This window comes from Desulfatiglans sp. (genome assembly GCA_012513605.1).
Lineage (GTDB): Bacteria > Desulfobacterota > DSM-4660 > Desulfatiglandales > HGW-15 > JAAZBV01.
On record JAAZBV010000034.1, the window covers coordinates 78,895 to 101,979 of the forward strand.

The following is a 23,085-nucleotide window of genomic DNA, read 5'->3' on the forward strand; positions in this document are numbered from 1 at the left end:
GGATAGAATATGCTTTAAAAGGAAAAAAATGATGATAAAACTTGATTTTACAAAGGGAAGCGGATTGCTTCCGGCAATTGCCCAGGATTACAGGACAGGAAAGGTGCTTATGCTGGCCTATATTAATGAGGATTCTTGGAAAAAGAGCCTTGAAACAGGCGAGGTACATTACTGGAGCAGGTCAAGAAGCGAGCTTTGGCACAAGGGTGGCACATCCGGTAATGTCCAGAAGATAAAAGAGATATATGCAGACTGTGATAATGACACTGTTCTGTTTGTGGTGGATCAGATCGGCCAGGCAGCATGTCATACGGGCCGTGAGAGCTGCTTTTACCAGAAGATAGATAATAAGGGCGAGGTAACCATTGTTGGCGATAAGATATTTGACCCTGAAAAGGTGTATGGGAAAAAATAATAAAAACATATGCTCAATGATCTAAGCTGAAGGCTCAAAGCTCAAAGCCGAAAGCATTTGTTTAAAATTTGAGAGGAAATCAAAAATGAAAAAATTAAAATTGGGTATTCCCAAGGGGAGCCTTCAAAATTCAACACTTAGCCTGTTTGAAAAATCAGGCTGGAGGATAAACGTGGATGGCAGGAGTTATTTCCCTGCTATCAATGATGATACAATTGAGTGCACCATCTGTCGCGCACAGGAGATGTCACGTTATGTGGAGAGTGGTGCGATCGACGCAGGGCTTACCGGTCTTGACTGGACAATGGAGAATGAATCGGACGTGGTGGTGGTGGATGACCTTGTCTACAGCAAGGTAAGCCAGAACCCGGCGAGATGGGTGCTCGCAGTGCCGAACGATTCAGGCATAAAGGAATTAAAGGACCTCCAGGGCAAAAAGATATCTACTGAACTGGTGAATTTCACAAAGAAATATTTCAAGGAAAGAGACATAGATGTCCATGTAGAGTTTTCATGGGGCGCCACAGAGGCAAAGGTGGTATCAGGGCTTGCTGATGCCATTGTAGAGGTAACAGAGACAGGCAGCACCATCAAGGCACATGGCCTGAAGATAATTCATGAGCTTATGAGGTCAAACACCCAGCTTATCGCGAATAAAGAGTCCTGTAAGGATGAATGGAAAAAGGAAAAGATCGGTCAGATAATACTCCTGCTTAAGGGGGCATTAAGGGCAGAAAAGATGGTGGGGATCAAGATGAATGTACCTGAAGAAAAGCTTGAAAGTGTTATAAGTCTTCTCCCGAGCCTGAATGCGCCCACAGTCGCACACCTCTATAAATCCACATGGACATCAGTTGAAACAGTGGTGGATTCAAAGGTGGTTAGGGACCTTATTCCACAGCTCATCAAGGCCGGTGCTGAGGGTATAATAGAATATCCCCTGAACAAGGTTATTTAGATATAAGCAGGCCCTCCATGACTAAAGTTTCAGGACGTTCTCAGAATATATCTTCTTTTATCGTCATGGATGTGCTTGAACGTGCCCATGAGCTTGAGCAGGAGGGTATGGAAATCATCCACCTTGAGGTAGGGGAGCCTGACTTTGCTACCCCTCCCCCCATTTCCGAGGCGGCAATAGAGGCAATAAAAAGGGAGGAGACCCACTATACCCACAGCTTAGGCCTTCTCGATCTGAGGAGGGCTATCTGCGAGCATTATTACAAAAAATATGGTGTGGAGGTAGACCCTGGCAGGGTAGTGGTGAGTTCAGGCACATCACCGGCACTGTTCATGATCTACTCTGCATTGCTTGATCAGGGTGATGAGATAATCATATCAAACCCCCATTACCCATGTTACCCCAATTTTGCCCTGTTTCTTAAGGCTGCACCCTGCTTTGTAGATGTCTTTGAAGAGGAGGGCTTTCAGTACAGGCCCTCTGAGATCAGGAAAAGGATAACAGCAAAGACAAAGGCTATACTGATTAACAGCCCCTCAAACCCAACAGGCACGCTCCTCTCACCGGAAAGGATGGAAGAAATAGCAGGGTTAGGGCCAATGATAATATCGGACGAGATATATCACGGGCTTGTATATGGGGAAATAGAGCACAGCATACTTGAGTACACAGACAGGGCCTTTGTGGTAAACGGCTTTTCAAAGCTTCATGCTATGACAGGGTGGCGGCTGGGCTATGCCATAGTGCCGCCGGAGTTTGTGCGACCAATCCAGAAGATCCAGCAGAATTTCTACATATCAGCGAGCAGCATTGCACAGTGGGCAGGGATTGCAGCCCTGACAAATGCAGATAATGAGATAGAACAGATGAGGTCTGTATATAATGAGAGGCGGGTTTATATGATAAAGCGGCTAAGAAAGCTGGGTTTTACGATTCAGGTTGAGCCAAGGGGGGCATTCTATGTTTTTGTGAATGCCAGGCATATATCTGATGACTCATACAGGCTCGCATTTGATATACTTGAAAAGGCAGGGGTAGGTATAACGCCTGGCATTGATTTTGGCAAAAATGGCGAAGGCTATCTCAGGTTTTCATATGCCAACTCAATGGATAACATAATCGCCGGCCTTGACCGGCTTGAAAAATACCTTGAGGAAAGATAGATGGATGTATCATTTATAAAAAGCGCCTTTGAAAAGGGCCATTATCCGCCACCTGAAAGGCCTGAGATCGCATTTGCCGGAAAATCAAATGTAGGCAAGTCCTCGCTTATTAATGTCCTTGTTAACAGGAACAAACTCGCCAGAACAAGCTCTACTCCGGGAAGGACGCAGGCCCTCAATTTTTTTAATATTGGCAACAACCTCTGTTTTGTTGACCTGCCCGGTTACGGTTTTGCAAAGGTGCCACTTAATATAAAGGCATCATGGGGCAGGATGGTTGAAACATACCTTGAGAGCCGTGAAAACCTCAAGGCGGTTATTGTGATCATGGATATAAGGCGTGAACTGTCAGAGGATGACACTAACCTCATAAACTGGCTTACTGAATATAGAAGGGGCGTTATCCCGGTTTTAACCAAGGTGGATAAGCTTAACCGCAAAGAGAGGGATACAAGGACAAGGATACTTGAAGGGTCTCTCTCAGCGTTGAATATTGATAAACCCATACTCTTCTCCGCACAGACACGTGAGGGAAGAGATGAGATATGGAAAAGGATAGAGGGTATTTTAACCTCAAATGAACGCTAATTATTTTTGTTAAAACGAATCTTTTCCATCCCAGTTTGCCAGAGCCAGAATTTATCAGGATTCATAGAGATAAACGAGTGGCCTATTGAATAAAACTCATCAGCCTCCTATACTTGACATCTGCCTTGTACAGCTCCTCTGCCCCTGGTTTTTAAGGTTATGCTTTTCAGGTTTTTCATGGATTGCCTTTTCTATAAGAGCAAGTATCTCCTCATCGCTCTTCCCTTCTCTTAACAGGGGCATTGCATCTATCTCGGTCTCTGAAAAGAGGCAGCTTCTCAAATGGCCGTCTGCAGTGAGCCTCAGACGGTTACATACAGCGCAGAAGTGGTTGCTTAAGGCTCCTATAAGCCCTATCTCACCCTTTGCATTTTCTATTTTATACCGCTGTGCAGGGCCGTCCAGGCTGTTTCTTCTTTCTATGGATACAAGAGGGCCGACATTCTGGAGCCTCTCGTATATCTCTAGTATTGAGAGGAATTTTTCAGAGTTCCAGTTGTTGCCCCCTATGGGCATGTGCTCTATAAACCTGATGTGGTAAGGCTTTTCAAGGGTAAGCCTGCCAAAATCCTCTATCTCATCATCATTAACACCCTTTATGGCAACAACATTCAGCTTTATGGGTGAAAAGCCGAGCCTTTCCGCCATCTGGATACCTTCCCATACCTGGTGAAAATAATCACGGCCTGTTATCCTTTTAAACTTTTCAGGCTTGAGTGAATCAAGGCTTATATTGAGCCTGGTTACGCCGCATGCCTTGATCTCGGCAGCATATTGTTTTAAGAGCACGCCGTTGGTGGTGATAGATATCTCTTCAAGGTCCTTTATTTTACTCATGTCTTTTAAAAAATCAGTAAAGCCCTTACGGACAAGTGGTTCTCCACCTGTAAGCCTCACCTTGCGGATGCCCCTGTAGGTGGCAAGCCGAACAATCCTTAATATCTCTTCATAAGAAAGGATATTTTCATGTGGTAAGAATTCAATACCCTCTTCGGGCATGCAGTACATACATCTGAGATTGCACCGGTCTGTAATGGAAAGTCTGAGGTAGTTTATTTTCCGGTTGTTGCTGTCAACCATCATTATTTTATTCATAAAATCTTTAAAACCTGTAAATTACAATTTTAAAATAATGTCCCCTGCCTGCCAACATGCGGTGGCTGAGGCGCTGATTCATCCGCTGGCGGCTTTATCCTCTCCTTCAGGAGATACCGCTCAAACATCCTGTTAAACTCTGTCCATGACCCCTCGGTCTTGTCCTTTGCAATGATCCTTGCTATGCCGTTAATCTTTGCGTCAAGGTCATCTACAAAATGCAGGACAAAGGCCTCTACAAATTTGGGTTTTTTGGGTGAGCCAAACTCATACTCACCATGGTGGCTCAATATCATGTGCTTGAGGTAAAGTGCGGTCTCAGCCGGGAATCTTTTTAACATTGCCAGCTTTTCCTCAAGCATTAGTACTCCCATGACGAGGTGGCCAAGGAGTCTCCCCTCATCAGAATAATCCACCACCTTTTCAAAGGTAAATTCCCGGATCTTACCTATGTCATGGAGGAATGCCCCTGTTATAAGCAGGTCTGAGTCCAGCTCAGGATACTCCATGCATACCTGTTTAACCATACGGCACACCGAGAGTGTATGCTCAAGCAGCCCACCGATATAACTGTGATGGAAATTCTTGGCAGCAGGGGCCTCTCTGAACCTTGTTATAAAAATGTGATCAGAGAGGAATGAGTTTATCAGATCCCTCATGTCAGGGTTTTTTATACCCCGGACGATCACCTTAAGCTCCTTGATCATGCCAAGTGGGTCATTGGGTGTGGCCTCAAGAAAGATGGAAGGGTCATCACATTTGGCTGGAGTCAGCCCTGTTAATGTGAGCTGCACCTGGTTTCTGTATAACACCGCCTTGCCTGAAACAGCAATAGCGTCTCCCTCCCTGAAAAGGGCAGAAAACGCCTCTGCGTTATCCCATACCCTGGCCTCTATATCACCTGTTTTATCAGAGAGGGTCAGGCTTAAAAATGTTGAACCTGTCTTGGCCTGACCCGCCTTTTTTACCCTGACCATGTAGATATCATTTACAGGGGTATTCTCTTTAATATCCTGAACCCAGAGGTGATCATCTATTGGGGTCACCTGCTTTTCCTCATTAGTCATCAAAATTTCCCTCAGGGCCTTTGGATGAGGAGATTTCTGCTGCACGCCTCCTGATCTTTTCCTCTGTCCATTCAGCAGGGTTTTCTATGGGTTTTGCCTTTGGCCCCAGGTCGTATGACCCGGCCTTTATAATGGCATCTATTGCAAGGGGCGCTGTATCCTTTGCGTTAAAGACATTTACCAGAAGATCATATACAAATGCCTCAACGCCCTTTGCCATTCTCTCCCTGTACTCCTTTGCCTGGCCAAGTATCTTGTTTTCAAATGGGAGATTCAACTTTTTATAGTCCCCGGCCTTTAACGACTTGGACTTTGCATATTCAACCATCTCATTCCAGAGTTCCTTGGACAGGCCCTCTGTAGGTACCTTCACGAACTCCCTGTTTTCATCCAGAAAGGCATTCCCATATTCATTTACTTTTACGCCCCATGATATCATCTGGAGGGCAGTGGCAACATTTGCCTTTGTGGTTGCGGTTTCAGCCGCTATTTTCCTGAGCCTGTCAGAGTTATTGCCTGATGTGCCGTGCTGCGCCCCTGATATTTTATATGGAGCAAGCGCCTTGTGGATATCGGCTGTTAAACCCACCTGTATACCCGCATCGCTTGCCTCTATGCCGTGTGTTGTGCCGTTATTAAGAGCAATCCAGTCAGGTGAAATCCCGTGTGCGTTCAGCCCCTGGATAAGAAACCTTGCCTCGGAAACAGTTGAAAGCCCCTCCTTGCCCTTGATCTCACCCACCTCTGTCTCATAACCGGCCCATCCGGGGATATATGGGTTAAGGATAATATTTGCCAGCAGATTTTCATCATCGGGCATATGGGATGCATCAATGGCTATGGATGTCATACCAGCGTCAAACATGCTTGGTATCTCTGTCTTTGCGATCTCTACGTCCTTGGCCGATTTTATCCCGTAATGGTCTGCATGGATGGCTACAGGTATCGTAATATTAAGTTCATTACATATATCATCCACAAACCTGGCCAGGTTCCAGAAGGTTACGGCGCAATATGAGCTTGAGCCGCCTTCAGACTTTGCAATCTCAATGATGACCGCAGCATTTGCCTTCTGTGCAGCCATGAGGGTGCCGACTATTACAGGAAGGCTCCTTCCATTTGCCGCTATGGTCATTGCCTTACCCTTTGCTATTAAGGCCCTGTCTATCACCTTTCCGCTAACAATAAGGGCCCTTGAGTTTGGGAATAATTTTATTATGTTTGGGGGCCTGCCTATCTCCAATGCCTTTTCAAAGGCCTTGCTCTGATCAGCCATTATATCCTCCGTGTTTAGTTAATATTTGAATATTGTTGATAAATTTACTAAACCGCCATAAAACTGCATATTAATAAAAACGCGGGTAGAATATAATATTATGATACCAATTGTCCACAATTGATTAATTAAGGAGAAATATATAGATATACAGCTGGTTATATCCGGAACAGATAATATGGGGTGGAAACCCTTGAAAAGATGTAAAAGCCCGGCATCAGGTTTTGACATGGATGAGGACATAGGCTTTTTCAATGATGAGCCGGATGCCTTTATCCCTGTAAGAGCGGGTTATTTTGTGATCTTTTTTCCAGAAGATAGCCATATGCCACTTATCGGTGATGGAGTGCTCCATAAGGTGGTAATAAAAATTGCGGTTGACGAGTAAGGCGGTAACTTATTTCTTAAAAGTGTTATCCAGGGGTGATTTTTTGAGCCACAATTCCGGCAACCGCTTTTTCTTCTCCCATGATACCCTCATGGTACCTGAGCACCCTGAACCCACTGAACAGCCCAAGGAGCTCATTATGGTTAAGAAGGTGGTCAGGATTCTTTGGTTTACCGAACTGTGCCTGATCAACAATATAGGTCTCATAAACTATAACACCGTTTTTACGAAGGCCGTTTCTGATAAATGGGAATAGAGCCCTCTGGAGGTAATTGAAACAGATAATACAATCATAGGTATGGGCCTTGATAAAAGGGTCCTTTTCCAGGTCAATCAGGCGGGCGGTTATTCTTACACCTTTTTCTTTGGCCAGGGCATTCGCCATAGTGATAGCATCCTGTGAGTTATCTATCCCCTCAACATCAAAGCCCATCTGTGCCAGATACACGGAGTTTCTGCCCTCTCCCATTGCTATATCAAGCGCCTTTCCCTTTGGGAGCAGAAGGATATTTTCAACCAGGAATTCCGATGGTGTATTACTGTGGGTATGCATTAGTCACCTCTTTTTTTTTGAAAGATAAAATGAAAAAACCTGTCTTTTCCACCCTCTCTCGACCTCTCCCATCCAGGGAGTGAGTTACAGTTGAACCTTTATAAAACGACATATGAGATATATCATTTTGATTAACCACGGAGGACACGGAGAAATATTTTTATTATATTATCAATAAATAAATTTTGTTTTTCTTAGCGCCCTTTGCGTCTTTGCGGTTCAATTTTAGTCTGTCACTTCAACCATACAAGGACACGGAGGTCACGGAGTTTTTTTAAGTTTTTCCCGTGCTCTCCGTGTACTCCGTGGTGAAAATCTTCACTATTGTATTTACGCCAATGCATAGCAGTATTTACAATTTATATTTTACTAAAATCAAACCCCTCATCAAGTATCTTATTTTTGAACTTTGAGACATCTGTCTTTGATGAAATCAGCCTTGTTATTTTTGGAAAAACCTTTGTGTCACCCAGCATGATACACCCGATTATCCTGCCATCCTCCAATACTACCTTTTTATAGGAGTTATCATCCATCTTTATCTTTGATTCATATTTGTTATCCGCATCTATGTTGCCGCTTGAGGCAAGATCAATACCAACAACCTTGAGTGTGTTTGACATGGTTGTGCCGGTATAAACAATATCCTCACCTGCCATATTTGCGCCGGCAAGCTTACCCTGCTCCATTGCAGCAGGCCAGATGCCGTATGTGATGCCATTAAATTCCGTGCAGTCACCGGCCGCAAAAATATCCAGCCTGTTTGTACTCAGATGGCCGTTTATCTTTATACCTTTATCGTAGTCAAGACCAAGATGCTTTGCGAGCTCCATATTTGGCCTGACACCGGCAGATATAATAACCATCTGTGCTGGTAGTGTTTCTCCGCCAGCAAGGCGTACAGCCTTTATTATTCCATTCCCCTCTATAGCCTCGGTCTTTGCATCAAGCCTGAATGAAAGGCCCATCTTTTCCATAATCATTTGCAGCCTCTGTGCCCCCTCCATATCAAGCTGTCTTGGAAGGAGCCTTGGGGCAAATTCCACAACCGTTACATTCTTCCCCATCTTTATCAAGGCATTGGCTGCCTCAAGGCCAAGGAGCCCTCCGCCGATAACAACCGCCTCTTTTACATTACGGCTATACTCCATGATCCTTTCTGCATCCCTGATGTCACGTATGGCAAAAACCCCTTTTATCTGAGCCCCGTTTATGGGCGGTATAAATGAATGGCTCCCGGTTGCAATAAGGAGCCTGTCATAGGGTATGGTTTCACCACTCTCTGTAAAAATATGCTTAATAACAGGATCAGCCCCTGTTACCCTTGTATCAAGCATAAGCCCTATATTGTTATCCATGTACCATGAGCCCTTTTTTGCCATGAGCAGATCCTGCCCAATCTCCCCGCTTATATATTCATTCAGCCTGAGCCTGTAATAAAAGGGGAGAGCTTCATCTGTAACGATGGTAATATTACATGTTTTATCATATTTGCGGATATTCTCGGCAGCGGTAGTGCCTGCCACACCATTACCTATAATCAGATATTGAGTCATGATATTCCTCTGGATTTTATTGTTATTTTTTCACTGACCCTTTTTTTGTTGTATTTTTCCTGCTTCCTTCTTCTTCCTTGCCGAATTTATTCAGCCCCTCTGCAAGGTTCGCGAGTTTTTCATTAACGAGGTAATTTATCGTATCTTCAGGGTATGTCCCGTCAGCCCTTTTCTCTCCTGCGGGTTTACCCGTAAGTATCTCGATCCCTTCATCTATGTTATTAACTGCATAGACATGAAATTTACCCTTTTTTACCGTCCCTATCACATCCTTCCTGAGCATAAGGTCTTTAAGATTTGTCTCAGGGATCATTACACCCTGTGTGCCGGTCAGACCTCTTTTGTTGCAGCAGTCAAAGAACCCTTCAATCTTCTGATTTACTCCCCCTATGGGCTGGATCTCACCCTTCTGGTTAACTGACCCGGTTACTGCAATATCCTGCCTGATGGCCACTCCTGCCAGGCTTGAAAGGATGGCATAAACCTCTGTTGACGATGCGCTGTCACCATCAACGCCCCCGTATGACTGCTCAAAGGCAATGCTGGCGCTTATTGTAAGGGGCTTATCCTGTGCATATTTTTCACGCAGGTACCCGCCAAGGATGAGCACCCCCTTGTTATGGGTGCTCCCTGACATGTCAGACTCCCTTTCTATATTGATTATGCCTGCCCTGCCCATGGATGTTGAGGCGGTGATTTTTGAGGGTTTCCCGAACATATAATCTCCGAGGCTATATACTGCAAGACCGTTTACCTGGCCTACCTTTGTGCCGTCAATATCTATCAGAAGCGTGCCACGGTCTATCTGCTCCTGTATCTTTTCCTCTATCATGTTTGTCCGGTTAATCCTTGCGTTTATGGCCTCTTCAACATGGCCTGCCAGGACTCTCTTCTTTTTATCCCTTCCTGCCCAGTAATCCGCCTCCCTTATGATGTCTGATATCACAGGAAAACCGGTTGATATCTTCTCCTGCCTGCCCGCCTCCCTTACTGCCTGTTCAACAAGGGCTGCAACTGCGCCCCTGTCAAAGGGTTTCAGCTTTTCTTCCTTTGTCTTCATTCGGATGAATTCAGCGAACTGCTGTATGGCCCTGTCATCCTTATCCATGACAGTATCAAACTCGGCCCTTACCTTGAATATCTTTGGGATATCTTCATCAAGGCTCATTAGAAGGTTATAGATGTAACTGTCAGAGATCAGCACCACCTTTACCTCCATATCTATAGGCTCAGGCTTTATCCCTGTTGTTGTAAAGAAATAGAATGGGTCATATGTTTCTATCTGCATGGATTTATTTTTGAGTGACCTTTTTAATGCTGGCCATACGCCTGGCTCCCTGGCAGCATCAAGCAGGTTAAGGACAAGAAAACCACCGTTTGCCTTTATTAAGGAGCCTGCCCTGATCCTGGAAAAGTCTGTGCGCCATATGCCGCTCCTGTCAACAACTCTCTCTATGCTCCCGAACAGGTTCTGGTATGAGGGGTTGTTCTCCACTATGACAGGCAGCCCCTTCCGGTCAGAGTTATCAACAAGCAGATTCACATAATATATATCAAAGGGGTTTCCCTTTGCGACCATGACAGGCATGCCTTGATAAGTCTCCTGCTGGCCGCTCATGAATATCTGGAGATTCTCGCTCATATCCTCGACTATGCCGTTTAAAAAGGTCTCCACCTTTTTTGACTTGTAGCGGCCTTTAATGGATGAAACCAGTTCATTTGCCATGCTGAGAAAGAGCACCCTGTCCATCTCCTCTGTATTCTGCTGTATCTCCTTTTGAAGGTCCCTGAGTTCAATAAATATCTGCTCAATCTCACTGCGCAGGACAGCATATTTTTTCTTCATCTCCTCAAACTCTTCTTTTGGGAAACGGCCCTTCTCCACCATCTGCTCCACCTGGTCAATATGTGTGGGCTGGCCATCAACAAGGGGAGCCACCTCCGGTCTCTTTACCTGCCCCATCTGGACATCAACAAGGGTGAACCCCTCATCCCTCACCTTTTTATCCAGCTCCTTGAAAAACCCCTTTCCCTTTCTTTCGTACTCCTCCATTATCTCTTTTTTTCTGTTTATATAATCCTGCCCCTCAAAAAGGCGGGGAACCTCCCTTTTAAGGGTCTCTATGAGGTTATGTATATCCTTTTTGTATCTTTTCCCCTGACCTGCCTTGAATTTTATAAGGACAGGTTCATCAGGGGTTTTAAAATTATTTACATAACAGAGATCATCAGGCACCCTCCCGCTTTTGTCCGATATCTCATGAAGTAATTTTTTTACTGTGGCGAGCCTGCCTGTGCCTGCTGGGCCTGTTACAAATATGTTGTACCCGGCATGGTTCATGCCTGCCCCAAACCTGAATGCATCAACCCCCCTCTTCTGGCCAATGATTTCAGTTAATGGTTCAAGCTCATCAGTTGTTTCAAATGTAAGCTTCTTTAGATCAAGCGACCATCTCAGCGCTTCTGCCTTAACTTCCCTGTCTGCTTTCCTTACGGGCATATACCCTCCATTTTAACCTGCCTGAATATTAAAACCCTTTACCTGAGCCTTACCCTGACTCCCCTTTTTTCCTCTCCCGAATACATGGGCATAACAATCTGCAAAACATCATTATCATATGTGGCCCTTACCTTTGAAACACATATCCTCCTGTGGATAGGGATTGACCTTGAAAAGGCGCCAGACCTTTTTTCAACCACGTGATGCGATTCATTACTGTGCACTGTCTCCTCATTTACCCTGGTATCTATGGATATGAGATTACCTGTTATGGTTATTTCTATATTGTCAGGATCAATACCTGGCATATCGACCCTTAAGATAAGCTCATTATCTGTTTCAACCAGGTCATACTCCGGCCTTTTCAGCCTGACACCAGCGGATGAAAGATGTTGAAACTCAACAAGCATCCTTTCCACCATACTGTCCATATCCTTCTTAAGCCTGTTTATTTGCCTCTTTTTCCAGATCACAAGCTCCGGCATTATCACCCTCCTTTTTATGCAGGGTTTACGGGTATCAGGATATGACCAAATAAAGGCCATACACCCATGTTTTGAGTGAATCAATATTTGACTCAATGATGTTTTTTAAAGCCATTTTAACATCAGCATCCCCATCCTCCAAGTGAAAAGTTTTTAATAATCCGGGGAAGGTGTTATACCCTGTTCATGAATCCTTGACAGAAATTCGCATACGGTTTATTTCTGTCACACAGATATTAATATGAAAGGTGCAACATGAATAAAAACTTGACCCAAAACAGGGCAGAAAAGATACTTGATATAAAAAGAAAAATAGTTGGAAGAGGCCTCTCCTATGCGGAAAAGCTGCTATTCCTGCATGAGGCAGATGATGAGATGAATAAAACCCATGTGGCTGGCAGGGACATAATAAAATTATACCCTGACCGCGTTGCAATGCAGGATGCAACCGCACAGATGGCCATGCTCCAGTTTATCCAGGCACAGAGAAATAAGAGCCAGGTGGAGGCCACCATACACTGTGACCACCTGATAACCGCAGAAAATGGAAATGACCCTGACCTTGAGAAGGCGGCAGACACAAACAGAGAGGTGTATGATTTTCTCGCTACCGCGGCCCTCAGATACGGCATAGGGTTCTGGGGCCCGGGTTCAGGTATCATACACCAGGTATTGCTTGAAAATTATGCAAAGCCGGGACTCTTGATGATCGGTACAGATTCCCATACCCCGAATGCAGGGGGGCTTGGGGCGCTTGCCATTGGCGTTGGGGGGGCAGATGCAGCAGAGGTTATGGCAGGGCTTCCATGGGAAACTACATTCCCATATATTATAGGTGTAAGGCTTAAGGGAAGGCTCAAGGAGTGGGCCACTGCAAAGGATGTAATACTGGAGATGTTAAAGAGGCTTACAGTAAAGGGGGGGACAGGCTGTATATTTGAGTATTTTGGCGAGGGGGCCCAAAATCTATCAGTGACCCAGAAGGCTACCATCACCAATATGGGCGCAGAGCTGGGCGCGACCTCATCGTTATTTGTATATGATGATACAATGAATGCATATTTACAGAATGTAGGGCGTTATGGAGATGCAGAACAGACAAGGGAATTTTCTGATATCTTGAAACAGGATGATGTCTGCCTGAGAGAGCCGGAAAGGGTCTTTCATGATATTATCGATATAGACCTTGATAAGATAAGGCCCGCCCATTCCGGCCCATATACCCCTGACCGGATCACAGCAGTCTCTGATTTTAAAGAGCTGGTATCATCTGAGAAGTGGCCTGAACAGGTCTCTGCGGTTCTTATAGGTTCATGTACCAATTCATCATATTCTGATCTTTATGCAGTTGCGGAGATACTGCGCCAGGCAGATGAAAAGGGGCTAAAAGTTAAAGTGCCTTTTCTCTTAAGCCCCGGCTCATTAAGGATTTATGAAACCATAAAAAGAGACGGCATACTTGATACCCTTACCCGTGCCGGTGCAGAGATACAGGCTGCTGCATGCGGGCCATGCATTGGGCAGTGGAACAGGAGAGATATTAAAAAGGGTGATCCAAATACCATATTCACCACCTTTAACAGGAACTTCAGGGCCAGGAATGACGCCAACCCTGAGACTGTTGCATTCCTCACATCCCCTCTGCTTGCCACTGCTATAGCTCTCTCAGGTAAAACAGCCTTTAATCCTGAAACAGATAAACTCACAGCAGAGGATGGCACAGGCTTCATGCTTGAACCTCCAAACCCTCCCTCCCTCCCGGAAAAAGGGCTTGTTGAATCAAAGGAATATTTTATCGCACCGGATATTACAAAAGGGGCGGTTGACATAAAAATAGACCCCGCCTCTGACAGGCTTGAGCTTTTAAAACCCTTTGAAAAATGGGATGGAAAGGACTTTGCAAATCTCCCTCTGCTGGTAAAGACAAAGGGAAAGACCACAACCGACCATATCTCACCCGGCGGTGAATGGCTCAAATACAGGGGACACATAACCAATATCTCAAAAAATATGCTTATGGGCGCAGTAAACGCCTTTACAGGAGAGACTGGGCATGGGACAAATACAGTCACAGGAGAAAAGGGTGTCCCATTATATAAACTCGCCCTCTTTTACAGGGAGCAGACGGGCGGTTTTGTTATTGTGGGTGATGAGAACTATGGTGAGGGTTCAAGCCGTGAACATGCGGCCATGAGCCCCAGGTTTATGGGGGCAAAGGCGGTGATAACAAGGTCATTTGCACGTATTCATGAGGCAAACCTTAAGAAACAGGGGATACTACCCCTCACATTCAGCTCACCTTCGGATTATGAAAAGATAGAGGAGTCTGACAGGATAAGCCTTGTCGATTTGTCAGGTTTGAAGCCGGGTAAACCTGTAAAGGCATATGTTACAAGGAGAGATGGCTCAAGAATTGAACTCATGCTGAATCATACCATTACAGAAGAGCAGATAGGATGGTTCAGGGCTGGCTCTGCATTGAATGCATTTAAGGAGTGATCCCTTTGTTAAAGCAAAAGGTGGGGTATAATCCGCCGTCGCTAAAGCTATGGCGGGACAAGAACCCCAGCATATATTGGGGTTAACTGTTTTCGTAGGGTGGCGTTTTATATGCCACCAAAAATTAGACATCAATGTCAATACACCATTTTGTGTCTTGAAATATCAGTTGGGAACTATGACCAGTAAAAATCAACCACCTCCTGAAGAACAGCAACCATTTGATGAAGCGCCACCATTGATGGATGATTATTATGCGCCTCTCCCTGCATGGGAACAGTATGATAATTCGCCTCTAACAAAGGCGATAAATAAAGATCAATCAATAACAGGGGAAAAAGAGAAGGTAAAACCCTACCCGGTAAACCCTGAAGCCATCCTTAAAAATGTTTTTCATTTTGATGCCTTTAGACCATATCAAAAAAGTGTGTGCGATGCGGTAATAAGCGGAAAAAATCTATTACTGGTAATGCCGACAGGCTCAGGGAAATCCCTCTGTTACCAGCTCCCGGGCATTGCAAGAGGCGGTACAACCCTTGTGGTAAGCCCTTTAATAGCGCTAATGGAGGATCAGACAGCAAGCTTAAGGGAGAGGGGGATCAGGGCAGAACGCATACACTCCGGCAGGGCGCGGCATGAGTCACGTGATGTCTGTCGTAAATACCTTGCAGGCGTGCTTGATTTCCTGTTCATTGCGCCTGAAAGGCTCTCTGTCCCGGGGTTCCCCGAGATGCTCGCAAAAAGAAAACCTGTGCTGATCGCTGTTGACGAGGCGCACTGCATTTCACAGTGGGGCCATGACTTCAGACCCGACTACAGGCTTTTAGGTGAAAGGCTTCCTCTTTTTATGCCTGCCCCTGTTATTGCCATGACTGCAACCGCTACGCCAAGGGTCCAGGAGGACATTGTAAGGCAGCTTAATATCCCTGATGCCCGAATGCACATACACGGCTTCAGGCGTACAAATATCGCTATAGAGGTTATTGAGATAGCCCCTTCTGAAAGGGCAAGGAAGGTCAGGAATATACTCCTTGATAAAGCTGCATTGCCCGCCATTGTGTATGCGCCGACACGCCAGAAGGCGGAGGACCTTGCGGAGGATCTAAGGGATATGCTTAAGGTGGAGCCATACCATGCAGGCATGGCCGCTGAAAAAAGGGACAGGGTGCAGACCGGCTTTCTATCAGGTGAGCTGGATGTAATTGTAGCCACCATTGCATTCGGTATGGGTATAGATAAACCCGATATCCGCACTGTAATACATACTGCCTTGCCCGGCACCCTTGAGGGATATTACCAGGAGATAGGCAGGGCAGGGAGGGACAATAAACCATCAAGGGCCATACTTTTACAGTCATACGCGGACAGACATATACACATCTTCTTTCATGAGAAGAGTTATCCGATGGAGGGGGTGCTCAATAGGGTATTTAAGAAGCTTACAAATGAGAGAGTCCCCCTTGAAAGGCTGCGCAAGGAGCTGGATATGGAAGAGGAGGAGTTTGACAGCGCAGTGGAAAAACTCTGGGTTCACGGTGGCGCGAAGGTCACTGCCGGTGACATAATAGAAAAGGGCAAGGCAGGGTGGAATGTCTCATATATGAGGCAAAAGGAGCACAGGCTTAAGCAGATCGATGAGATGACAAGGTTTGCGGGCGCCTTTTCATGCCGCATGCTCTACCTTATAAATCACTTTGGAGACAGGGAAGATCATAAAGGCCCCTGCGGCATATGCGACTACTGTGCCCCTGTAAAGAGCGCTCATTCCTTAACCCGCATACCTGACAGGCTGGAGCAGGCATACATTGTTGATATTATGAGCCAGTTAAAATCAGCAGGGAGCCTCAGTACCGGGAGGTTGTATAGCTCTGTATGCCCGGGTGAAAACTATACAAGGAATAGTTTTGAAGAGCTGTTAAGGGCACTCTTAAAGGTCGGGCTTATTACATTAAGCGATGAGAGCTTTGATAAGGATGGAGAGACCATACATTATAAGAGGGCATCACTTACCCAGGAGGGTTACAGGTTTAACAGGGAGGATATTAAGACGCTTCAGGTAACATTAAATGTGCCCCAGGAAAAGAAGATGCCTTCACAGTTCAGGTTACGTAAACCGGGCAAAGAATCAAGGCCTGTGTCAAGGTCAGGTGGTGAAAATAGCGACCTTAATAACAGACTCAAGGCATGGCGTAACAGCCTTGCCAAAAAAAGGGGCCTCCCTGCATTCAGGATATTTTCCAATAATGTGCTTTACAACCTGTGCGCTGATCTACCCACAACAGAGGATGAGCTGCTCATGGTATCAGGTGTAGGGCCTTACTTTGCTGAGAAATATGGCAAAAAGGTGATTGAGATTATTAAGAATTACCTGAGAGAAAATGGTGATAGGGGATAAGGGACCGAGGGGTCGAGGGGTCAAGGGTTCGAGTGAAAAAATTGGCACAAAAAGATAAGAAAAATTTACAGGACCACATCAGATATTGTGAGATGGCAAAGACACTCGGGATGGAAAACGCCATCCTGATAATACCTGATGATATATTCTTTGATATCAGGGCGGTACTCAAGTGCCGTTGGGGGTGTGAGGATTTTCATAAACAGACCATAAAGTGCGGGACCCGGAATATATCATTTGAAGAGGGCATGCGCATGATAAAATCATACAAGAATATACTTTTGCTCCATGCCCATGACGCAACTGATCTGAGCAGGGCGATCCTTGAAATAGAAAGGGCTGCCTTTCTGGATGGTTATTATTTTGCCTTTGGGATCAGGCACTGCAGGCTGTGTAAAAACTGTGCGGTTGATGAGGGAAAGGATTGCCCCACACCTCAAAAGATAAGGCCATGCGATGAGAACCTCGGGATTGATATGTATAAAACCGCCAGAAACAAGGGGCTGCCCTGTAATGTGCTTAAGGATAAAGATGATGTGCAGAACAGGTATGGCTTTGTGCTTATTGATTGAGCGGCGAATAATTATTCGCCCTTACAGGTTGTTTGAAAAAACCGGTATAAAATACGTAGGGGCGAAAAAGTTCGCCCCTACAAATTGTAATAAAAATCCACAAAAACAAAAATCTATCTGTTAATCCAAAATGTTTGATTACAGCATATTCTCAGTACGGCTTATAAGGTCATTCTGGTTATCCAGCCCCAGCTCCACAAAATAGGCTGAATAGCCTGCAATACGCACAACAAGGTCTCGGTACTTCTGCGGGTCAGCCTGAGCCTCGCGCATGGTATCGCTACCAACAATATTATACTGGATCTCTGCGCCTCCCATATTAAAGTATGTCTGTGACATCATGCGGAGCTTACCGAGCCCCTCCTCATTGCTTACAGCAGTGGGATGTATCTTGAGATTCACACATACGCCATCCATAAACTTGCTGTGGTCATAGCAGAGCTCGCTCAAACATACCGCAGTTGGCCCCTTTTTATCACGGCCCTGTACAGGCGATGCAGCATCCGCTATGGGTTCCCCTGCCTTTCTGCCGTCAGGTGTTGCCCATGTTGTATACCCCTGGCCCACATGATCGGCAGCGCTGTAGAGCCCTGACTTATAGACCTTTGCTCGTTCGCTGGAACACTGCTGGCATACATCATAATATGTATCTATCACCCATTTCATCATCTCATCAGCGTACGGGTCTGCATTACCGAAGTGGGGCGCCTCGTTGATTACCCGCTGCCTTAACTCCTCATACCCCTCCCAGTTTTTAAGCACTGCATCCAGCATCTCTTTTCCGGTGCAGAGCTTTTTGTCAAAGACCATATACTTTATCGCATTTAGTGAATCGGCAATGGTTGCAAGCCCTGTTGCTGTACCGCCAAAGGAGTTGTATTTGCACCCGCCCCATGTGGCGTCCAGCCCCTTTTCCATGCACCCCTCCATGGATATGGAGAGCCCTGCCTCTGGGGCATTGTACTGGATGATATATTCAACATAATTATCTATGGTTACCTGAAGCTTCATCACATGCTCAAGCACCCGCCTGTATGCATTCTTAACATCCTCTATGGAATTCATCTCATAGAGGTAGCCTGTCTTAACGCTTGCCTGTTCATTATTAAAGGGGTTAATTCCATTATTGATTGCCATGTCAAGCACAACACCGTGATGTATGCTTGCGTATGGCGGCGAAGTGCCGTTGCATGCAGGGTAGTCATTACCCGCCCCAACAATCTCCTGGCACCCGATTATTACATAATCACGGGCATCTTCCAGTGTGAAACCCAGTTCCCTGACAATCCCGGGTATTATCACATCATCATTCTGGAACAGGGGCAGCCCACCGCACACCATGGATGTCCTTAATGCAAGGTCCCAGAGCTCCTGCGGTGTATCTTTATGTATCCTTAAGGAAATTGTGGGGTCATGAACCTTGAGCCTCGCTATTGAATCAAGCACCATGTATGTGATGGGGTTTGATGCATCCTTTCCTGTTATTGGGTCAATACCGCCTATGGTTGTGTGCTGGTATGTATTACCTACACCGACTATTGTAACAAGCTTTCCGAATCCCCCGCCATAAAAGCAGTTTGCCTTCAGGAAAAAGGCATCAAGATATTCCTGTGCCTGATCCATTGTGATGCGGCCTGCCTCAAGGTCTGCCTTAAGATATGGCCAGCAGTACTGGTCAAGCCTGCCAAAGGCCGGGCCGGGAAAGAGGGTCTCGGAATAGAGGTAAAGCTGGTACATCATGGTAAGCTGTAATGCCTCCCAGAATGTGCGGGCAGGGTTTTCAGCAATCCAGTTAAGCCCGTCACCCATCATCATGAGCTCATTTTTACGCGCCTCATCCTTACATGTCTCTGCCTTTTTATAACACTCCTCCCCATATCGTTTAATAAGTATTGTAAGGGCGTCGCAGGAGATAACAGCAGATTTATAGAAAAGATATTTTTTCGTCTTGTCACCCATGAGGTCGCCATTGTTTTCATCTATCCAGGTTTGGGCCTGTTTTCTGATGGCGCTGATCCCCATGTTGATCAGCTTTTTATAACCGGGGGAGAGGTGGCCTGACTGCATCATGATAAGCGGTGCGCCAGTAACATTCTTACTAACATTCAGCCTGCACAGCTCATCATATCCATCAGGCTGCCATGCGTCCGCTATCCTTGTGTAGGTGCGCTCGTTCCAGTAATCTGCAACACCCTTAAGCTTTTCCACATCCTCTGGCGATATGGTCATCTTGACGATATCCTCTTCAGGGTTGTGGTATAGGCCATCCTCTTCAAGGAGCCATGCGCCGGGCTGCGAGGGGTCATTTGAATAGATCTCTGTCTGAATCCCTGTCCATTCAGGGATAAATGTGCTACCCAGGAAATGCTCTCCCCTGTTTGCCACAATAACCTCAAAATCTTCCACCCTTATCTTTTTTTTCTTGCAGTATTCAACCATGGCGAGGGGCTTTTTAATAACCGGGACAATATGCTCATATTTTTTATATGCCTCAGCCATAATAATGGCCCTTTCAGCATCATTACGTATAACACGATCCCTTATCAGTTCCCTCATGTGCTGTATGCGGGGTGAGATTGGTCTTGATTGATACATCCTGTAATACTCCTGATTAATTTAAACCTTGAAAAATATAATATTATGTTAACCCCTAAGTGTCAATAGATTGACAATATATCGATTTTAAAGCCTATGCCAACATAATCTTTTAAATACCATAGTCAATTATGTATGCTTTTATTGTAGGGGCGAAAAATTTTTCACCCCTACTTCCTGTCCAGCTCTTCTCTTACGGCCATGCCGAGTTTTTCCATTGTGACAGGTTTTTTAATGAACGCCCCTGCCCCAAGCCTCTGGGCCTCTCTTACATCCTCTGTCTCTGCAAACCCGCTTGCGATAATGGCCTTTTGCTCCGGGTATATTTTTATTATTTCTTTATAGCTCTCTTTCCCGTTCATACCCGGTTCCATAATCATATCAAGTATGATCAGGTCTGCCCTGTTTTTTGAAAGATATTCGATTGCCTCTTCGCCGCTTGAGACGGCAACAGGCTTATAACCCAGGTAACCAAGCATACTCGTAAATATCTCACGCTGGGTATCCACATCATCAACAATAAGGATATTTTCGCCGTGCCCCTGATACCCATTACGGGATTTTTTAGCGCTGTCACCAAGTTCCTTTTCATGCGAGATGGGGAAGTATAGCTCAAACTTTGTGCCTTTATCGCTCGTTGTAACATCTATATAACCGTTATGTTCCTGAACAGAATTCCAGACGATCGCAAGCCCAAGCCCTGTACCGCTTCGCCCCATATATTTCTTTGAGTAAAAGGGTTCAAAAATCCTTTCCAGGTCCTTTGGCTCTATACCCTTCCCGGTATCGGCCACAGACAGGACAGCGTATTCACCAGGTTTCACCTCCTCATACCCCCTGATATGCCGATCCAGATATATATTTTCTGTCTTAATTATTATATTTCCTAAACCGTTCAATGCCTCTACAGCATTTGTTACCAGGTTCATAAGACTTTTACCTATATGAACCGGCGCACCTTTAATATTTAGCTCTTCCTCTTCCAGCTCTGTTCTTATTGTTACCCCAGGATTAAATTCCATAAGCCGTTTATGCTCTGCAGAATCAAGATATCTCTTAACCACCCTGTTAATGCTAATGATATCCTTTTCAACAGCAACCCCCCTCGCAACAGTCAGGAGGTCCTGCACAATGGCTGCTGCGCGCTTACCTGACTCATAAATTGTTACAATGGGCCTTCTTAGCCTGCTATCTTCAGGGAGATCCATCAGGATCATCTCCGGATAGCTTACAATGCCTGACAGGACATTATTAAGGTCATGGGCAACACCTCCGGCCATAAGCCCTAATGATTCCATCTTTTTTGCCCTGGCAATCTGAGTTTCAGCTATCTTCTTTGCCTCCTCTGCCTTTTTGCGGTCAGTAATATCGAGAACCAGAGAGAGTACCAGGTCTTCACCCCCTAATACTATGTCTACAAGATGAATCTCCGCCGGATAGAGGGAGCCGTCTTTTCTGATATTTGTACTCTCAAAGATATAAAAACCCTTTTCATTTATCTGTTTTATGAAAAATTTCATCTGACTTTCTGAAAACTCCACACGGTCTATATCCTTTACACTCATTTTGAGGATTTCCTCGCGAGTGTAACCTGTCAGGTGGCACCCCACATCATTCACCATTCGGTAATAACCTTTTCTATCGTGTACAAAAACCCCTACTGGCAGCTTTTCAAGGACAGTTCTTAACTGCTCTTCACTTTCAAGCAGGGCCTTTTCCGCCTCTTTTCTCTTCTCTATATCATCAACCAGCATCCTGTTCGTCTCTTCGAGTTTTTCTGATCGTTCATCCAATAGATCGAGCAGTTGCTTGAATTCACTGCCAAGGATCTCCAGTTCATCCTTTTGTGATTTTGGCACGGAGAACCTCTTGTTGGTCAGCCTTGCTGATGTAACATTATCTTTTAAGCTCAGAACTGGCCTTATGACCAGCCAGTGAAGGAGCAAGATCATAATTATCAGGGCGGAAACCATCGTTCCCAGAAAGAAAACCGTTGCATAAAGGGTGGTGGAATATCCTGTCCGGACTATTTTTCTTGGCAATTCAGCCCTGAGGGTAAACATACTTTTTCCTGTGATATCAGGGATTGCAGCATAGATGCTAAGAAATAACCTATTATTAGTGATATCAATATAATAGGGAGTGTTATTTTCTGAAAGACTTTGTCTGAGCAAGGTGTCAATAACTCTGTCCTCCACATAAATTTCAACATTGATTCTTATCAGCTCTGAAATTCTTTTAATAAAGGGATCGTCAATCAGTATCCCCATGATCAGCGCCCCTCTTGCGGGCCCGCTGTTTTCATTGGTAAGTACAGGTCTTGAACTGATAATAAAAAAGCCTGAAGGGGTCCTGAATATCCCAGAAACCTTGACTTCGCCCAGAGATTTTTCCTCTAAATCAAATGAGCGGAATACATGGCTTTCCCCTATTCTTTCACCGATAAATGACCTTATACCTTTATCAGAATCGGGTGAAAGGCCCTGGGTGCCCATCCATACTATATGACCATCCTCTGCTGCAATATAAAGCAGATTCAGCTGATTGGTCTCAAAGGTAGATGCCGTCAGGTTTGCATCAATATATTCATCTGTAGGGTTTTCAACAAAATTGTATGTGTCATCCCATGCTGACCAGTCATGGGTAAGCCTGTCCATATAATTGATTTCCCTGTTAAATGCCTCAATTATTCTTATTGAATTATCCTTTGCGTTTTCTCTTTCCAGTGACAAAAAACCAGGGAAGATAATAAACTGCCGAATACAGAAATCGACAATGCCCAGAAGAATAAAAATCACAGATACAATTATGGCAGCCTTTATTTTTAATGACATTTATACTTCCTTAGCGTTATATTTGACACCATTCTAATCCGGCGGCAGGAACTTGGATAATATAGACTTATTGAGATAAACCGCTGACAGATATTATATTTTTTCAAATATATATCGGCAGTTTTATAAAATAAATAAAGAAACAA

17 protein-coding genes are annotated in these 23,085 nt (G+C 45.1%); 8 read left to right on the top strand and 9 right to left on the bottom strand.

Annotated elements, in window-relative coordinates; genetic code table 11:
* Window positions 1–31: 31 nt before the first annotated feature.
* The 4 genes from hisI (at window position 32) to GX654_04510 (ending at window position 3,124) form a co-directional block, all read left to right on the top strand.
* Window positions 32–415: a phosphoribosyl-AMP cyclohydrolase gene (hisI, locus tag GX654_04495; GenBank protein NLD36110.1), complete on the top strand. Its 384-nt coding sequence runs from the start codon at window positions 32–34 to the stop codon at window positions 413–415.
* Window positions 416–500: 85 nt separating this feature from the next.
* On the top strand, window positions 501–1,373 hold the full coding sequence (locus GX654_04500; GenBank protein ID NLD36111.1) for an ATP phosphoribosyltransferase: 873 nt from the start codon (window positions 501–503) through the stop codon (window positions 1,371–1,373).
* A gap of 17 nt (window positions 1,374–1,390) precedes the next feature.
* On the top strand, window positions 1,391–2,536 hold the full coding sequence (locus GX654_04505; GenBank protein ID NLD36112.1) for a pyridoxal phosphate-dependent aminotransferase: 1,146 nt from the start codon (window positions 1,391–1,393) through the stop codon (window positions 2,534–2,536).
* Entirely contained in the window at window positions 2,537–3,124 is a 588-nt protein-coding gene (locus GX654_04510) for a YihA family ribosome biogenesis GTP-binding protein (GenBank protein NLD36113.1), read from the top strand.
* Between the two features lie 99 nt (window positions 3,125–3,223).
* On the opposite strand, the gene moaA is transcribed toward GX654_04510, so the two are convergent.
* From moaA to GX654_04525, 3 genes are read right to left on the bottom strand one after another with little or no spacing between them, the layout of a single operon-like run.
* Window positions 3,224–4,219, bottom strand: a complete 996-nt coding sequence (gene moaA, locus GX654_04515) for a GTP 3',8-cyclase MoaA (GenBank protein ID NLD36114.1) — start codon at window positions 4,217–4,219, stop codon at window positions 3,224–3,226.
* A 29-nt stretch (window positions 4,220–4,248) separates the two neighbouring features.
* Window positions 4,249–5,286 carry an HD domain-containing protein gene (locus GX654_04520; protein NLD36115.1) on the bottom strand — a complete coding sequence of 346 codons (1,038 nt, stop codon included), beginning with the start codon at window positions 5,284–5,286 and terminating at the stop codon, window positions 4,249–4,251.
* Entirely contained in the window at window positions 5,279–6,562 is a 1,284-nt protein-coding gene (locus GX654_04525) for a class II fructose-bisphosphate aldolase (GenBank protein NLD36116.1), read from the bottom strand. The genes GX654_04520 and GX654_04525 overlap by 8 nt, the downstream gene beginning before the upstream one ends.
* A gap of 127 nt (window positions 6,563–6,689) precedes the next feature.
* Between GX654_04525 and GX654_04530 the strand changes: the two genes are divergently transcribed.
* On the top strand, window positions 6,690–6,950 hold the full coding sequence (locus GX654_04530) for a DUF386 domain-containing protein (GenBank protein NLD36117.1): 261 nt from the start codon (window positions 6,690–6,692) through the stop codon (window positions 6,948–6,950).
* A 25-nt stretch (window positions 6,951–6,975) separates the two neighbouring features.
* On the opposite strand, the gene GX654_04535 is transcribed toward GX654_04530, so the two are convergent.
* The 4 genes from GX654_04535 to GX654_04550 all read right to left on the bottom strand — a co-directional run bounded on the left by GX654_04535 (window position 6,976) and on the right by GX654_04550 (window position 12,044).
* Window positions 6,976–7,503, bottom strand: a complete 528-nt coding sequence (locus GX654_04535; protein ID NLD36118.1) for a class I SAM-dependent methyltransferase — start codon at window positions 7,501–7,503, stop codon at window positions 6,976–6,978.
* Between the two features lie 359 nt (window positions 7,504–7,862).
* A complete protein-coding gene (locus tag GX654_04540; GenBank protein NLD36119.1) occupies window positions 7,863–9,059 on the bottom strand; it encodes an NAD(P)/FAD-dependent oxidoreductase in 1,197 nt (398 codons plus the stop codon).
* A 22-nt stretch (window positions 9,060–9,081) separates the two neighbouring features.
* Window positions 9,082–11,559 (bottom strand): AAA family ATPase, encoded by a 2,478-nt coding sequence (locus tag GX654_04545; GenBank protein ID NLD36120.1) that lies wholly within the window; start codon window positions 11,557–11,559, stop codon window positions 9,082–9,084.
* Between the two features lie 38 nt (window positions 11,560–11,597).
* Window positions 11,598–12,044, bottom strand: a complete 447-nt coding sequence (locus GX654_04550; protein ID NLD36121.1) for an Hsp20/alpha crystallin family protein — start codon at window positions 12,042–12,044, stop codon at window positions 11,598–11,600.
* A 255-nt stretch (window positions 12,045–12,299) separates the two neighbouring features.
* On the opposite strand from GX654_04550, the gene GX654_04555 reads away from it, so the two are divergent.
* From GX654_04555 to GX654_04565, 3 genes are all read left to right on the top strand, one after another.
* Window positions 12,300–14,543, top strand: a complete 2,244-nt coding sequence (locus tag GX654_04555; protein ID NLD36122.1) for an aconitate hydratase — start codon at window positions 12,300–12,302, stop codon at window positions 14,541–14,543.
* A gap of 178 nt (window positions 14,544–14,721) precedes the next feature.
* Window positions 14,722–16,938, top strand: coding sequence for an ATP-dependent DNA helicase RecQ (locus GX654_04560; protein NLD36123.1), 2,217 nt, complete (start codon window positions 14,722–14,724; stop codon window positions 16,936–16,938).
* A gap of 92 nt (window positions 16,939–17,030) precedes the next feature.
* Window positions 17,031–17,510 (top strand): metal-binding protein, encoded by a 480-nt coding sequence (locus GX654_04565; GenBank protein ID NLD36124.1) that lies wholly within the window; start codon window positions 17,031–17,033, stop codon window positions 17,508–17,510.
* A 138-nt stretch (window positions 17,511–17,648) separates the two neighbouring features.
* On the opposite strand, the gene GX654_04570 is transcribed toward GX654_04565, so the two are convergent.
* Window positions 17,649–20,105: a hypothetical protein gene (locus GX654_04570; GenBank protein NLD36125.1), complete on the bottom strand. Its 2,457-nt coding sequence runs from the start codon at window positions 20,103–20,105 to the stop codon at window positions 17,649–17,651.
* Window positions 20,106–20,275: 170 nt separating this feature from the next.
* Window positions 20,276–22,939 carry a PAS domain S-box protein gene (locus GX654_04575; GenBank protein ID NLD36126.1) on the bottom strand — a complete coding sequence of 888 codons (2,664 nt, stop codon included), beginning with the start codon at window positions 22,937–22,939 and terminating at the stop codon, window positions 20,276–20,278.
* Between the last annotated feature and the right edge of the window lie 146 nt (window positions 22,940–23,085).